The sequence below is a fragment of the Pseudoalteromonas luteoviolacea genome (genome assembly GCF_021654285.1).
Taxonomy (GTDB): Bacteria; Pseudomonadota; Gammaproteobacteria; order Enterobacterales; family Alteromonadaceae; genus Pseudoalteromonas; species Pseudoalteromonas luteoviolacea_J.
Window position 1 is genome coordinate 40545 of sequence record NZ_JAKFZS010000004.1, and the last position, 14858, is coordinate 55402.

A 14858-nucleotide genomic window follows, 5' to 3' on the forward strand; every position below is an offset into this window, starting at 1 on the left:
CTGTTTCGTTGAGCTGCCCTTGACTGGCTTAGGAGTGATCTTTTTATGCACTTTCTTAATCCCATGCTGCAAAATCACCCAATGGAAAGCGCGTTTATTCAAACTTGGCTTAATCGACTGGCAGATAAATATAGCTCTAATGTATTTTCAAATTTCAGCAGTGGCTCGGCCAGTGCGAATACTGAAATGTTTATCGATGTGTACGATAGCCGTTATGAAGGCGTTATCTATCGAGACTTCTTACACTCAGATTCTAAAGTGCAGGCGCTATCAATTTGCAATGGCCAACTACTCAGCATAGGTACATTTGACGCGGTCTATCAGGATGTGAAAAGGCGTCCAACCATGCTAAGAGTTCATAGCTTGCAAGAGGGAGAAGTGATTACTCCGAGTTGTGTTACTGTGCACTGCTACCTTGTAGAGTCCGCATTGTGTCGTGGCTATGCAGATGTTGGTTTATTTGGTTTATTTGGTTTATGTGGCAGTGCTAAACGTGTGATGCACGATTACAATTTATCCTATGTGTTCAATACATTGGATTATTTGAACAGCAGCTTGGATAAAGTTGATTGTCTTTTTTGCTTTGGGTTAGATCCCTATCTACTTAATTGGGGCAAACCACTGAGTGCCTTAAATGTTGCTGCACTGGATGAGTTGGGCTTAGAGCGTCCCGTTTGCATTGTAAGTAATAACTTTTCTATGGCGTTTGTTAATAGCAAGCTTTTAGAAAGAATTGAACAAAGTGCCATTGGCAGATCACCTGCGTTTAGTGGGTTTATCGAGTCGATTAAGGCTTTGGGTTATGTTGATGCAGAGGGCATGTCTATTTTGCCTTGGGCGTTTAGTGATAAGGAGTTATTGGGGCAACTAGGTACGCTACCAAATACATTTAATACGATTGTAGATCAGGGAAAGAAGCGTGGGGTCAGTCATTTTGAGGTCGCGTTACAAAGCCACTTTGTAGAATTATTGTTTGATAACCTCACTCAAAGTACTTCGGACAAACATCGTTTTTCCACTTATTACACCTATCAAACTCATATTGACGAGCTTGCGCGGGTAGATCACTGTGAGGTAATGAAAACATCTCAATTAGAGCGCCTTGATGAGAGGGGGTCTGTCGCCATTGCTATCGGCCGATTGGCAACATGTGGATATAAATGGGTGCACGACTATCACTATGATGAATTATTTGTGCCTTGCAATCGCATTTTACACAACGGTAGCAATTTATGCCTGCATAGTGATTTTCCGCGAGAGCCTTTGTGTCCATTACGATTAGCCGAAATAGCTACCGAGCGCGATATTGAAGCGATGCCAGAAAACTACTCTTGCGATGAGCGTACATTAGACCCTGGACAATGCCTCACACGTTTACACGCATTGGCAGCGATCACACACGGTGCTGCACGCCATGCAAAAGTAGCTAGTTTTAATGAGCTTGGTGGTACAGCGCATTTTATGAAGTTAGATCATGACCCGCTTATCGACAATACACGTTGGCGAGATATAAAAGCAGCCTTACTATGAGCATCAATTTAAAGTGTATATATAGGAAACATTTAGAAACGATTTGTATCTAATTCGTGACGGATCTTAAATCTAAAAGCTGCTTTAATCAGTGAGTGTAATGGAGTGTAATAATTTCATATGTCACAATAAAGTTAAGTTTCAGCATTAAGGCACTGCCATGATCGCAACTATATTTAAATCATTATTTTTTAAAGCGCTGAAAAATGAAGCAAGCAGAAAAATTGCTAAGTCTGTCGTGGAAGGCGCAGTTGATAAAGGCGTTGATTATTTTAAGGCCCGTGGACAAGTCCATATTCCTTCCCATGATGAGGCACAAACTCTCGGTTTAATTACTGGGCTAAATAATTTAGCGAGCAAGAATTTACCAGATGGCGAATATCCATTGAGATTGGAAAAACAAACACTGTTAGTGACTATGCGCAATCAAGGGGTGGTGAATATTCAATATGTAAATAAAAATACCTCTGACTAACCTTCCAAAACGACCACAGCTTAATGGCCGTTTTGCCCCTTTGACATATTTCGTCCAAAAACTTCTATAACCACCTGTTTTTATTTGCTTTACCTCGTTTTTAAGTGTTAAAGCAATGCCATTCCAATAGGAATAATCCAGTATTTCAAATATCAAGATAAAGAATTTATCCTGCTATTTATGAAATAATATTATATAAAATATATTGTATGCAATATTGCTATTGTGTTAAAAAAGTGTGCCCAGTTAGTGGGTTTGGATACACATTTTAAAAGGTAATATTATGAAAATACAATCACTTGCTATAGCGCTACCCTTGGTGGCGTGTAGTTTACAGTCTTTTGCTCATCAAGTTAATGATCGAGCTTTTAAACCTTTGCAAACATCTCTATTGCAACACCTAAATCACGGTGATGAGCATGGTCAAGTCGTGCATGACAAAGCGCCAACTGCACAAAATGCACTGCTCAATCAGTCAGATAGTGTTCTTAATTCTGCCCTTATGACAATGAAGACACAGGCTGCTGTCGTGCAGTGTGACATTAATTTGTTGGCGCAAGCGAATGAAGCGAGTATTGCAGATCTGGTTGTGCAGCAAGGCGCAAGTTGTGTTAATGAGTTATTTAGTGCATCGAGCAACCTTCAAACATCCGTATTTACCACAGAAAAAATGCGTGCAGCAGCAATTCGTGCAAAGTCATTGGCGACGAGTTATGACGGAAATGGCAGTGCACCATTGGAAGCTTTATTTCTATTTATTCGCGCTGGGTATTATGTGGAGTTTTACAATGACTCGGTGAGCTTTGGTTCGAGTCTAAAACCTGAGGTACGTGCCGCCATAGACGAGTTTGTAAAAAGCCCGCATTTTTACAACAATTCAGATGCCCATGGCAAAGTATTGAAAGAAGTGATCACGTCAATGGACTCTTCCGAAATGCAAGATGTCTATTTGCCAGTTGTTAAAGCATGGCTATTAAAGTGGCAGCAGTCTTACGAGGATAAATGGTATATGCGCAGTGCGGTAAATGGCATTTTTACCATACTGTATCGTGGGCAGTGGAATGCGGAGTTTGTGGCTAAGGTGCAATCAGACAGTGAGCTGGTAAACATGCTTGCTGAATTTACAAAACAAAACTGGATGATTGGCTCAGATGCCGAATACCTGATCATCAACTCAGCCAGTGAGTTAGCGAGATTAAAAACCTATAAAAACGCCCCAATTCAGCCGATGGTTGATACGGCGTTGAAAGACTTATTTAGCCGTTTTGAAAGCTTTGGTTATGGAGATGGGATCTGGCTCGCTGCGGCAGATGTGGCAACGTATTACGCTGATTGTGACACCTTTGGCATTTGTAATTTTGAACAAATACTGACGCAAAAGGCATTGTCTCAAACACATCAATGTAGTCCAACAATTCGGATCCGTTCACAAAATATGACTGCTCAGCAGCACCTCGCGGCGTGTCAGACCATGGCGCTTGAAGAGACGCGTTTTCATCAGATGCTTGCAACCAACCAAACCCCCGTGGCAGATGACAACAATACCATGTTACAGGTGAATATTTTTGATAGCAGCAGTGACTATGGCAAATATGCTAAAGCAATTTTTAAGATTGATACCAATAATGGCGGCATGTACTTGGAGGGTGACCCCAGTAAAGTCGGTAATCAGGCTAATTTTATTGCCTATGAGGCAAGCTATGCCAAAGCGGACCACTTTGTTTGGAACCTAGAGCACGAATATGTACATTACCTTGATGGCCGATTTGATTTGTATGGTGATTTTAATGCGCCAACTGAAGCGATTGTTTGGTGGAGTGAAGGGGTTGCCGAGTATGTTGCTAACTTAAATGATAACCAGGCAGCCATCGATACGATAAAAGATGGCAGCACCTATCGTTTGAATGAGATATTTGCGACGACGTATGCAGGTTTTGATCAAGACCGAATTTATCGTTGGGGTTACTTAGCGGTGCGCTTTATGTTTGAACGCCACTTTGAAGAGTTGAAAGTCATGCTTACCCATACCAGAGAAGGAAACTGGTCGGGATACAAGACAACAGTCGATGATTGGGCACAGCGCTATGATCAGGAGTTTACGCAATGGACATTAGCACTTGCAGGAAGTGACGACAATAAAGCGCCCGTTGCATCTATCAATGGGCCCTACTCAGGCACGATTGGTAATAACATCCAGTTTAGCAGTCAAGGAAGTACAGATCCGGAAGGGCAAGTACTGACTTATTTATGGCAATTTGGTGACGGTGCGCAAAGTACCAGTGCAAACCCGACTCATTTCTACAGTGCACAGGGTACCTATACAGTTTCGCTAACCGTGAGCGATCCGCAAGGTGCACAAGCCAGTGTGTCGACCTCGGTAGAAGTATCAGAAACGGCCAATAACGTGGTGACCCTGCTTAAAGGGCAGTCTGTCACAGTGGCAGCTGAGCAAGATGCATTTAAGTACTTTAAACTCACTATACCGCCAGGCGCCACTGATTTAGTGATCGCGACGTCAGGTGGTTCAGGCGATGCTGACCTTTATGTTAAACAAGGACAATTACCGACACTGGATAGTTACGATTGTCGTCCGTATGTTGGCGGCAATGCCGAAAGATGTGAGATCGCGCAGCCATTAACCGGTGACTATTTCATCATGTTGCGCGGATATAACCGCTTTGAAAATGTAACCTTGGTTGCTGACTTTACACCGCCAGCCTCTACTTTACCTGATCTGTGTGCTACCCAAGGTGGTTTATCTGGCGGCAGGCTAAGCGCGGGCACGCCTGTTTGTTTGGCAACAAGTCAAGCACCTATGTGGTTTAGCCTAGAGAATGTGCAAGAGCAGGGCAGTATTAGTATTCAAACAGCGCATGGCAGTGGTGACTTAACTTTAGAATACAGTAACCAAGGCTGGCCCAATGACACCAATGTTGAGGCGCGTTCTGCATTAGAAGGAAACAGCGAGTGTATTAATCTGACCGGGCAAAGCCAATATTGGGGTTACCTTAAAGTCTTTGGTATGCACCAAGGGGCAACAGTGTTAGTTCGGTACAATGAAGGTTATTGCAACTAACTTTATTGTGTAAAACTTGATGACTAAACAGCGACAGGATAAATTATAACTAGAGCTGTTTAGTCATTGTCAGGGTATATGTTGCTAAAGTTATTTGTACTGGGTGTCTTTGCCCTTTTATCAATGAGTGTGAAAAGTGAGCAGTTAGAACGATTAAGCTTGTTTACTTACCATAACAAACCGCCTTATATCGAGAGTTTGGCGGATAAAAAGGGCTTGTACTTTGACATTGTCAATCTGTTAAACGAGTTTCAGCCTAAGCTGCAATATGAGCTGGTGTTGATGAGCAAAGAGCAGATCCGGCAGCAACTTGAACGGAACACGCTGGCAGGAGCTGTATTGGGCGTGAACCCTTTATGGTTTGACGACGTTGATCAGCAAAAGTTTGTCTGGAGTGACCCGCTTTTTTATGACACAGATGAATTTGTCTCCAGCATAAAAAAACCGTTTGATTATCAAAGCCAAGCGTCGCTGCATGGAAAAAAATATGGCGGTGTTGAAGGCTATTATTACCCCAAATTGGCAGAAGCTGAGCGAAGGGAGAAGCTGACGAGGGTGGACGCTAAGAGTGAAAAAGAATTACTTGAGCTGATTTTACAGCAAAAGCTCGACTTTGCCGTGGTAAGCCGTCCCACCTTTTTTTACTTTGCTAAGAAAAACGGCTGGTGGACCAGCTTGTCTTTGTCACATCAATCCCATCAAAAATATTATCGAGCGATACTGATCCCAAAAGATAATAAGTACCAGTTTGGACCTTTACAAAAGACAACGGGATCGCTTCCATTTAAAAAATACATGAAGGAATTAGTGAGCTCGTATCACATCCCTGAATAAAAAAGCTGATTTAATAAAGCGGATTCAAGATCCGCTTTTTTCAGTTGCTTACCAAGACCCTGTGTTTGGCATAGATAACCAAGGCTCTTGCGGCTCTAGTGGTTTGTCTTTTTGCAGTAGTTCAATTGAAATACCGTCAGGTGATTTGATAAACGCCATATGTCCGCATCTTGGCGGGCGATTTATTGTCACACCAGCTTGTTGAATTTTGTCACATAGTGCGTAAATGTCATCCACAGCAAATGCTAAGTGTCCAAAGTTTCTGCCACCAGTGTACTCTTCCGTATCCCAGTTATAGGTGAGCTCAATCGTAGGTGAAAAGGTGTCTTGTGCTTGTTCTAATTGGCCAGGTGCAGCCAAGAAAACGAGTGTAAAGCGACCTTTTTCACTGTCCTTGCGCTTAATTTCAACCAGCCCTAGTAGGTCACAATAAAATTTAAGTGATGCGTCTAAGTTTTTTACGCGCACCATTGTATGTAAAAAGTTCATAACTTGCCCCTTGTGAATATGCCCAACATAATATGGGCAAACGCTCACTTCGCAAGGGGCAATCGACGTATAGCTTAATATTCTGCGCTTAAAGTCACGCCGTTATAGGTTTCATAAGCCCTAACACCAAGGTGCCATGTGCCTGCAGTTGGGTTGGTAATGGTGCACGTTTCAGTGTTGCCATTTTCATAAGGGCGACAATCATACGTTGAGGTTGTTGGCTGGCTGCCTGAGCGAATATACAGATCAGCATCACCAGTGCCACCACTTATTTTTACCGTTAATTTAGCTTTGCCAGCAGGTACTTCAAAGGTTTTATAAGTCCAGTTTGACTTGCTTGCCGACAGGCCTGTCCATTGTTGTTTGTTACCCGGATCGGCAACTGTGCTGTATGAGCCAACCAGTGAAACACCACTGTAGGTCGCATACCCATTTAGCATGACATAGTACGTACCCGCTTGAATATTTGTGATAGAGCACGACTCATTATTACCATCTTTGTATGGGCGGCAATCATAGCTGGATGTTGTTGGCTCAGAACCAAACTTCACATACATATCTACATCACCGGTACCACCGCTTGAAGTAAATGATAGTTGATTGGTGTTTGCAGGTACTTCCATGGTGTAAATGGTTTTACTGCCTTTTGCGCCAGTCAAACCTGTCGCTGGTACGTCATTTTCAAGAACATTCGGGTTTGGTAAGTCAGGCGTATCAATAATTGAACGGCCAGATGTGCTTTGTACAAGTGGTAGCACATCACCTAAACCGCTTGCGTACCACCAGTTTACATTGCCCGGTAATGCAAGTGGGTCTGCTGCACGCTGCTCACGAGATAGGGTATTAGTTGAAGATGAAAATTGCGCGGTTCTTACCTCAAGTTTATTGGGGGTTACAGAGAGCACCTTAAACTGTTGGATACTGGCTAAGTCAATGGTCCAAGATTTAGGATCATTCGCTGAGCGTGCTGGTGCCCCCCAACTGCCTTCACCCACGTATACTGTTCCGCCTGTCGTGGTTTTTGCAAAGTTGCTACCGGAAGGTTTGAGCGCTTCAGTGATTTTATTGATATGTGTGTCGGACTCGACTACCAAGTTCATGCTGTGGTCGTAAAAGTTATTAGCCCACCACGTATGCAAGATTGTATTGTCAGACTTGCCAGAGTAGTGAGGATACATAGGTTTATGGTACTGAGCTACGCGCCATTTTGCGCTGTTACCTTGACTCTGTAAGTCTTGCTTTAGCCAGTTGTTCATTGCTGTTGCGTAGCTTGACCAGCCACTGTTTTTATATTGACTATTTAGCGTATAGACACGAAGCAAGTTAGACACGTTGAAAGCGCCGTAGGTATCAGCACTGGTGCATTGACCGTCATTGTTATAATCAACCCCAAACACTTGGCACAGGGTTTTATAGTTATCATCTTCATGGTTGCCATGCGTAGCGACAAATGGGTATACACGTTTGTAGTTTTGTCCGCCAATCAGGTCGCTTGAAAAGGTCAGCTGCCAATCTTTAAGATATTCCTTCATCTCAGAGGCTGAGTTGGCATTGGTATAATCACCACCGTGCATGATAAACAAAGGTCTGATTTTGGCGACCATTTGGTTGCCTGAACGACGTGTGGTCCAGCCTGTGCGGGTATCACCACCGGCGATGGCAACAAAGCCCGTTGTTGTCGATGTTGGTGCCGTTTTAAACCATAAATGCTGACCACATCCAGTGCTATCACACACTCGGTAGTAAATCGCTGAATCAGCAGGCAGCCCGGTTAGTTTCACAAATTGGTTGCTTAGGCTTCCTGCAAAAGTGTGGCTTGCAGTCACAGCTTTTGTTGTCCAGCTAGACTCGTCTGTACTAGTACCATATTTAACGACGTGATTTGAGCCACCGGCTGGTGTGAAGCCAATAGTTGCTTGACTGCTTGGGTTGCCATCCCAAACTATGCGGTGATAATCACTCCCTGCATAGCAGCTTCCTGCCATGATTAACGTTGAAGCGAGGCCAAAATGGAGGGCTCTCATAGTTTTCATTCCTGTTTCTGATGTGTATTTATTTCGCGACGACTTAACTGCGGTTGGATATTTGCAGTTGGTAGATCAGCTACCAACATTACAAATGCGGCATTTCGGTAGGGTAGTGTGTAACTTTTACCAAAATGAAAATTAATGGCGGTTGCACCTTGGCCGCCTTGACGATATTGTTTAGCCAAAGGCTGACTGTGCTCGGAGCTCCAATAATCTCCTTGTTTGATATGTATGAAAAAGTCATTGGCGATATGCGGTAATGCCGGAGATGTCGGCGCCTGAATGAGACTATGCAGTTCTTTGGCTGTAGGCAATCGCCATTTTGACACGCCACACAGCCCTTGTTGATTGGTTTGACGAATAAGATCATGGGTATCACAGCGGTTTGGCTCAAAATAACAATCGCCAAAGTTTTGCTTACCTTTTTCACCATCAAACCAAGAGTAAGTCCAATAACCATCATGAATGCTTTCGTTGTCGGTTTTGACTTCCCACAAGATATGATTTTGCTTGTCGTGCACGCATGCCCATGGGCCTTGCCATGGAGAGAGCTTGTCACCTCCTTGGGTAATTTTGGTGAAGCGTTTATGTTGGCTCAATTTAGGCTGAGCTTGCGGCAACAAGCAAATGCCGATGAAAGCAGCTAGGATCAGGGCTGATATAATTAGTCGCTGTATCACAGTGAATACCTCAGTTTTATTGCTTGAATATGGCGGGTGTGGGCAATTTGTGCGTGATCAAAAGCAGAGACCCACATACAGGTTCCTGTTTGCAGTGGTACATCATATTTGGAGTGGGTGTTGTGTTTGCGAACGAGCTCTAAAGTCCAACGCCCATCGTGCCATTGTCCTCTAGCCCGCACGTCAGCTCTATCTCCTTCAAAACGGTTAGAACGATACAAAACCGAGGGTAAAAATGTACCTATTGGGTAGGTATCTTGCGCACTTTGATAAGGAGTTGAACCGAACCAGGGTAGCACTGCTTGGTGTGACTGCATTTTTTTAGGTAAGCGTTTAGGTGATATGCCTTTGGTGCTGTACCATTGCCAGTTCATGACATAAGCACCGCTCTCTTTTCCATCCGCTTGGTAACCCGCAGAGTAACGACGCTTGCCTTTGAGGTGTTTGCTGGGCGGTCCGATAAAATTATCATCAGCGAGGTACATGTCATTGGTTCGCACGGCTTTCCAATGCCATAAATCTCGAACCTTGCCATCTAAGCTGGCATGATACCCTTTGCCATGCCAATTTTTAGGCTTGTTCTTGAGTGGCTTGTCACCTGAGTAATAAGTTTTATCACCAGCAACCTCACAGCCATCGGAAAGCATAACCGCAAATTTATCTTCGTAAAATGTACGTTCGTCAAATCGATAAAAGCCATTTTCTTGTACTTGCCAGCCAGTGGGGGTTTTTAATAATGGTAAATGATTGGTGCTTTTTGAGTTGTCTTGCCAAGAAATAAGAAAGTAGCTTTCATATTGATTTGCTAGTGCTTTAATAGAGACATCGGTACTGCCATTTTCAAAGTTAGCTCCACCTATGGTGGTGACAGTAAATGTATCAGCATCTTGCCATTGAGGTTCATTACCTTGTCCATCAATTTCAATGAAAGTGGTATCGGCAATGGTGTGCACATCAAGCTGATGGCTGGCATTTAGAGTAAGAGTGTGAACAAACCCGCCCAAGAGAACTAAGCACAGCACTGCACTGACATGTGTCATTTTGAATCGTTTTGGCAATACTGCGGCAAATACCCCACGGCCTTTTTGCAAGATATAAACCCAAGCATGAAGAATAAAGTAGCTGACCACTAGCCACATAGCGATTTGGTGGATACTGCGCGCCTCGTGACTGTAAAAATTTGCCCAAACAGCCCAGCCAGATAAGACAACAAGAGAAATGCTGATATACCCTAAGTGGTTAATTAACTTATGATAAATTGATGGATAACTGCGAAAAGGTGCCAAAATAGTGTAACCAATAAATACTGTCACGAGTAAGGTCAGCCCGATAGAGAAGCCAAGGTGCCAGCTATGTACTGCACCTTGTGGTACAAGCGCAGAGATGGGCGCTAACCAGTCTTGGCTAATGATGGCAATTCTAAAGCCTGTTAACATGCTGCCGATAGTTATCACAATGGCAATCACATGTAAGACAATAAAAGTTTGTCTTTGCATAAAGGTTTTCATATTAATTATTATTTTTGTAAATATAGTGTAAATTGTTATGTTGACATAAATATGTCATTTTTCAAATACTGCAAAAGGTTAAAGTTTTGTCTAAACTTTGAGCAGTTAGGCTTAGTGCGCAGCGTTAATAGTTACAGAGGGATACGCGATGGAAAAAATAGCTGTAGAGGCGGTAGATAGCGGCTATGTGATCGATAGCATGACGGATATAGTGGCGTGTTTGAATACATCAGATTCAATTCAACGCTTCTTGTTAGACATTCATTGTATATTGCAAAAAGTAACTTATGCAGACAATTTTTACGTTGTCTTGTACCAAGAAAATGGGAATTTATCTTTCCCGTACTTTCATGATGTTAAAGACGATATCGAGGCTGAAGAGTTAGATAATTTGTCTTTAGACGATATTTCACACTCATTGACAGCCTTTGCGCTGAAATCACATAAAGTGTGCAATTTCAATCAGCATGATATTGAACAGTTAATTGAGACGGGCGAAGTCAACATCTTGGGCTCAGTACCTATGCAGTGGCTGTGCTTTCCGCTTGTTAATCGCAATCAGCATTTAGGTGCGTTCATTATTCAATCTTATCGAAAAGAGAATGAATATTCGGGCATGATAGTGGATGTACTGTATACCATCAGCCATGTGATCTCGTCTGCACTGGATGCATTCAACAATCAGCAAGCCTTGATAGAAGCCAATAGAGTATTGCAAAGTTATCAAACAGAGCTTGAAACCAAGGTGCAAGAACGAACCTCTGAACTCAAAGAGAGCTTAACAAAGCTTGAGCATGAAATAGAAGTGAGAGAGTCCTTACAACAGCAACTAGAACATGACTCTTTACATGACAGTTTGACCGGACTTGCCAATCGAAAATATTTGTTTAAAGAGCTAGAAAGATTATCTGCACGGTCTCAACGTGGGGATATTCTTGTCTATGTTTTATATTTGGATCTCGATGATTTTAAACCCGTTAATGATAACCATGGCCATCAAAGCGGTGATTTAGTGTTAAAAACGGTCAGTGAACGACTCAATCAAACATTACGCAGCTATGACTTTGTATGTCGCTTAGGCGGCGATGAATTTGTCGTGATGTTAACTGAAAAAATAGACAAACAGTCATTAACTCAGTTAGCCGAGCGGATGCTGAAGTCTCTGTCATCTTCCATCACTTTAGAATCTGGTATTGAAGTGCAATGCGGCTGCAGTATTGGTATTGCCTCGGTGATCAACCAATCGTTTGATGCGCAAGCTTTAATCCATGATGCGGACTTGGCATTGTACGAAGCGAAAGGTAAAGGAAAAAATCAAATTTATTTTGCGACCTAAATGTATCGTCATGGCTTTACCAGCGTGTATGATTGCATTAGGATCAAACTTTATTTTTGTTTAGATGGTTGCGAATGGCACAAAAACTCTTCTTAATTTGTCTTTTTTGGATGTGCAGCTCGACGTTTGCGATAGAGGTAACGGATCTATATGAAGCGACGTTAGTGGTGGACGATAAAACGCGAGCCACTCGGGCCAAGGCGAGTCAAGATGCACTTGACCAAGTGATTAAAAAGCTCACTGGCAAGGCCGGCCATAGTAACCACCCTGTAATTAAAAAAAGCAAAAGGCGTATTTCAGATTATATGCTCAAGTACGAGTATATCGAGCATGCTAACCAAGAGCTGAAAATAAGAGTGCGCTTTGAAGCAGAAAAAGTTGAAAACCTAGTCAGGGAAAGTGGTTTTGGCTTGTGGGGTAACAGACGGCCTTTAATCGCTATTTGGTTGGTGATTGAAGATAACCTAAGGCGCGACTTTGTCACGCAAGAGAGTTACCCACAATTAGAGCGATTAATATATGACACGGCAGCTGAGTGGGGGATCCCCGTTGTCGTGCCCTTGATGGACTTAACTGACCGCGCTCAGGTTGGTATTGCAGAGGTATGGGGAAATTTCTCTGAGCCAGTTGAAGCTGCATCGGTCCGTTATAATGCTGAGCGAGTGATTACAGGACGTTTATTTAAACAGCCAAACTCTAGCAGCTGGCAACTAGATTGGCGGTATACTGACGCGGATATGTTTGAGTCTGTACAACTTGTGGGCGACAAGCAGCAGTTATTGATTTCAATGATTAATGACATGTCAGCGGCGTTGGCGAGCGAATATATCATTGACCCCACCAAGTCTTACGCAACCAATAGCACCGTGATCACGGTGGATGGATTAAGAACGTTTGATAAAATCGAGCGAGCGAAAAGAGAGCTATTAACTATTAGTACTGTCAATAATGTCGATGTCATCTATCGCAACAGGCAACAAGTTCAATTTGAAGTTGAGCATTTATCTTCTGTGTCAGATTTACAAAAATCACTTAAACTTGAGCAATCGTTTGAAGTGTACGTCGATCCCAGAGCATTTCACCAAGTCGTCAGCGCTGAAAACTTAAGGTACAGCTGGGTAGGGCAGTAATCATGTTAGATCCTATGCAGTTAGCTTTACCTGTAACACTACCGGATGATGAGACATTCACGTCTTATTTCGGTGGTGAAGAATCACTGGAAGTCACGCATTTAAAGAAAGCGCTGAGCGACATTCAGGCGAGTTTCCAATTTACTTATTTGTGTGGTTTGGCCGACTCTGGTAAATCCCACTTGTTGTATGCAACGTGTATTCACGCTCAAGAACTTGGCCTTTCAACCATTTTACTTTCATTGAGAGAGGTCATTAAATTTGGCCCTGATGTATTGGAAGGCCTAGATGCGCTCGATGTAGTCTGTATTGATGACGTGCATCTAGTGGCGGGTGATGAAGCGATGGAAAAAGCACTCTTTAACTTTTTTAATCGCTTTAACGAAGCGGGAAAGTGTTTGGTGATGACCGCGGATCTCTTACCAAATATGCTTAACATCGAATTGCCTGATTTAGAATCTCGATTGGCGTGGGGTACCACCTTTCAGATCCGTTCCATGAGTGATGATGATAAAGCTGAGGCGCTGGTCAAGCGTGCGCACATGCGTGGGCTTGAATTAAGTGATGAATGTGCACGATTTTTATTGACCAGATTAAGCCGAGATATGCGAGCATTATTGGATGTTTTGGACAAGTTGGACCACGCATCCATGGCCGCACAGCGAAAACTTACCATTCCTTTTATAAAAGCAACACTAAAGCTGTGAATTTGGGCTAGAATCTAGCCCCACCTTTCAGTTATCATAACTGATTCAGAAAAGGCAAATTACCTCAACCAGATCAGGTATAGAATGAACTTAGAGAATATTTTAGCGCAAGCGCTTGAAGCCGTTTCAAGTGCCAGTGAGATTGCGCAACTTGAGGAAGTCAGAGTTAACTACCTTGGTAAAAAAGGTGAGATTACTGGGCTATTAAAAACCCTAGGCAAGCTAGCGCCAGAAGAGCGTAAAGAAGCTGGCCAAGTAATCAACCAAGCAAAAAACCAGGTACAAACTGCAATTAACGAAAAACGTGAAGCACTTGCAAATGCTGCATTAGAGCAAAAACTAGCAGCAGAAACAATTGATGTGACTTTACCTGGACGTACAGCGCCTACAGGTGGTTTACACCCTGTAACGCGTACTATTGAGCGTATTGAATCATTTTTTGGTGAGCTCGGGTTTGCAGTAAAATCAGGTCCTGAAATTGAGGATGATTTTCATAACTTTGATGCTTTGAATATTCCTGAGCATCACCCAGCGCGTGCTGACCACGATACGTTCTACTTTAATCCAAAGCTTGTTTTACGTACTCAAACAAGTGGCGTACAGATCCGTACCATGGAAGCTGAGCAGCCTCCACTTCGTATTATCTCTCCTGGACGTGTTTACCGTAATGATTACGACCAAACACATACGCCAATGTTCCATCAGGTTGAAGGCCTTATGGTAGATGAGAACGTGAGCTTCACTGAGCTTAAAGGTATTTTGCACGACTTCTTGCGTAATTTCTTTGAAGAAGACATGGAAATTCGTTTCCGTCCTTCATACTTCCCATTCACTGAGCCGTCTGCTGAAGTAGATGTAAAAGGCAAAAACGGCAAATGGTTAGAAGTACTTGGTTGCGGTATGGTGCACCCTAATGTTTTACGTTCAGTCGGAATTGACCCTGAAAAATACACTGGTTTTGCCTTCGGTATGGGTGTTGAGCGCTTGACGATGTTACGTTACGGCGTGAACGACTTACGTGCATTTTTCGAAAACGATTTAAAATTCCTAAACCAATTCAGATAAG

12 protein-coding genes are annotated in these 14858 nt (G+C 43.0%); 8 read left to right on the forward strand and 4 right to left on the reverse strand.

Annotated features, from left to right (window positions below; genetic code table 11):
* Window positions 1–45 precede the first annotated feature (45 nt).
* From L1077_RS04360 to L1077_RS04375, 4 genes are all read left to right on the forward strand, one after another.
* Window positions 46–1530, forward strand: a complete 1485-nt coding sequence (locus L1077_RS04360) for an amidohydrolase family protein (protein WP_237135744.1) — start codon at window positions 46–48, stop codon at window positions 1528–1530.
* 160 nt (window positions 1531–1690) lie between these two features.
* Window positions 1691–2005, forward strand: coding sequence for a hypothetical protein (locus tag L1077_RS04365; protein WP_237135745.1), 315 nt, complete (start codon window positions 1691–1693; stop codon window positions 2003–2005).
* 283 nt (window positions 2006–2288) lie between these two features.
* Window positions 2289–5081 carry a collagenase gene (locus L1077_RS04370; RefSeq protein ID WP_237135746.1) on the forward strand — a complete coding sequence of 931 codons (2793 nt, stop codon included), beginning with the start codon at window positions 2289–2291 and terminating at the stop codon, window positions 5079–5081.
* Window positions 5082–5159: 78 nt separating this feature from the next.
* Window positions 5160–5915, forward strand: coding sequence for a transporter substrate-binding domain-containing protein (locus L1077_RS04375; RefSeq protein ID WP_237135747.1), 756 nt, complete (start codon window positions 5160–5162; stop codon window positions 5913–5915).
* A gap of 48 nt (window positions 5916–5963) precedes the next feature.
* On the opposite strand, the gene gloA is transcribed toward L1077_RS04375, so the two are convergent.
* The 4 genes from gloA to L1077_RS04395 form a co-directional block, all read right to left on the reverse strand.
* Complete coding sequence (gloA, locus tag L1077_RS04380; protein ID WP_237135748.1) at window positions 5964–6404, reverse strand: lactoylglutathione lyase; 441 nt, start codon at window positions 6402–6404, stop codon at window positions 5964–5966.
* A gap of 74 nt (window positions 6405–6478) precedes the next feature.
* On the reverse strand, window positions 6479–8428 hold the full coding sequence (locus L1077_RS04385) for a pre-peptidase C-terminal domain-containing protein (RefSeq protein WP_440589535.1): 1950 nt from the start codon (window positions 8426–8428) through the stop codon (window positions 6479–6481).
* Window positions 8429–8433: 5 nt separating this feature from the next.
* A complete protein-coding gene (locus L1077_RS04390) occupies window positions 8434–9111 on the reverse strand; it encodes a DUF1566 domain-containing protein (protein ID WP_237135750.1) in 678 nt (225 codons plus the stop codon).
* Complete coding sequence (locus L1077_RS04395; protein ID WP_237135751.1) at window positions 9108–10607, reverse strand: ethylbenzene dehydrogenase-related protein; 1500 nt, start codon at window positions 10605–10607, stop codon at window positions 9108–9110. Before L1077_RS04395 ends, L1077_RS04390 begins: the two co-directional genes overlap by 4 nt.
* A gap of 160 nt (window positions 10608–10767) precedes the next feature.
* Between L1077_RS04395 and L1077_RS04400 the strand changes: the two genes are divergently transcribed.
* The 4 genes from L1077_RS04400 to pheS all read left to right on the forward strand — a co-directional run bounded on the left by L1077_RS04400 (window position 10768) and on the right by pheS (window position 14857).
* Complete coding sequence (locus tag L1077_RS04400) at window positions 10768–11955, forward strand: sensor domain-containing diguanylate cyclase (RefSeq protein WP_237135752.1); 1188 nt, start codon at window positions 10768–10770, stop codon at window positions 11953–11955.
* Between the two features lie 74 nt (window positions 11956–12029).
* Entirely contained in the window at window positions 12030–13085 is a 1056-nt protein-coding gene (locus L1077_RS04405) for a DUF2066 domain-containing protein (protein ID WP_237135753.1), read from the forward strand.
* Window positions 13086–13087: 2 nt separating this feature from the next.
* Entirely contained in the window at window positions 13088–13792 is a 705-nt protein-coding gene (gene hda, locus L1077_RS04410; RefSeq protein ID WP_237135754.1) for a DnaA regulatory inactivator Hda, read from the forward strand.
* Between the two features lie 84 nt (window positions 13793–13876).
* Window positions 13877–14857 carry a phenylalanine--tRNA ligase subunit alpha gene (gene pheS, locus L1077_RS04415; RefSeq protein WP_039609339.1) on the forward strand — a complete coding sequence of 327 codons (981 nt, stop codon included), beginning with the start codon at window positions 13877–13879 and terminating at the stop codon, window positions 14855–14857.
* The last annotated feature ends 1 nt before the right edge of the window (window position 14858 follow it).

Excerpts from the sequence above, each read along its gene's own strand:
- gloA (WP_237135748.1), bottom strand. The coding sequence starts at position 6,404 with ATGAACTTTTTACATACAATGGTGCGCGTAAAAAACTTAGACGCATCA.
- L1077_RS04375 (WP_237135747.1), top strand. The coding sequence starts at position 5,160 with ATGTTGCTAAAGTTATTTGTACTGGGTGTCTTTGCCCTTTTATCAATG.
- pheS (WP_039609339.1), top strand. The coding sequence starts at position 13,877 with ATGAACTTAGAGAATATTTTAGCGCAAGCGCTTGAAGCCGTTTCAAGT.
- L1077_RS04370 (WP_237135746.1), top strand. The coding sequence starts at position 2,289 with ATGAAAATACAATCACTTGCTATAGCGCTACCCTTGGTGGCGTGTAGT.
- L1077_RS04395 (WP_237135751.1), bottom strand. The coding sequence starts at position 10,607 with ATGCAAAGACAAACTTTTATTGTCTTACATGTGATTGCCATTGTGATA.
- hda (WP_237135754.1), top strand. The coding sequence starts at position 13,088 with ATGTTAGATCCTATGCAGTTAGCTTTACCTGTAACACTACCGGATGAT.
- L1077_RS04365 (WP_237135745.1), top strand. The coding sequence starts at position 1,691 with ATGATCGCAACTATATTTAAATCATTATTTTTTAAAGCGCTGAAAAAT.
- L1077_RS04385 (WP_440589535.1), bottom strand. The coding sequence starts at position 8,428 with ATGAGAGCCCTCCATTTTGGCCTCGCTTCAACGTTAATCATGGCAGGA.
- L1077_RS04360 (WP_237135744.1), top strand. The coding sequence starts at position 46 with ATGCACTTTCTTAATCCCATGCTGCAAAATCACCCAATGGAAAGCGCG.
- L1077_RS04400 (WP_237135752.1), top strand. The coding sequence starts at position 10,768 with ATGGAAAAAATAGCTGTAGAGGCGGTAGATAGCGGCTATGTGATCGAT.
- L1077_RS04405 (WP_237135753.1), top strand. The coding sequence starts at position 12,030 with ATGGCACAAAAACTCTTCTTAATTTGTCTTTTTTGGATGTGCAGCTCG.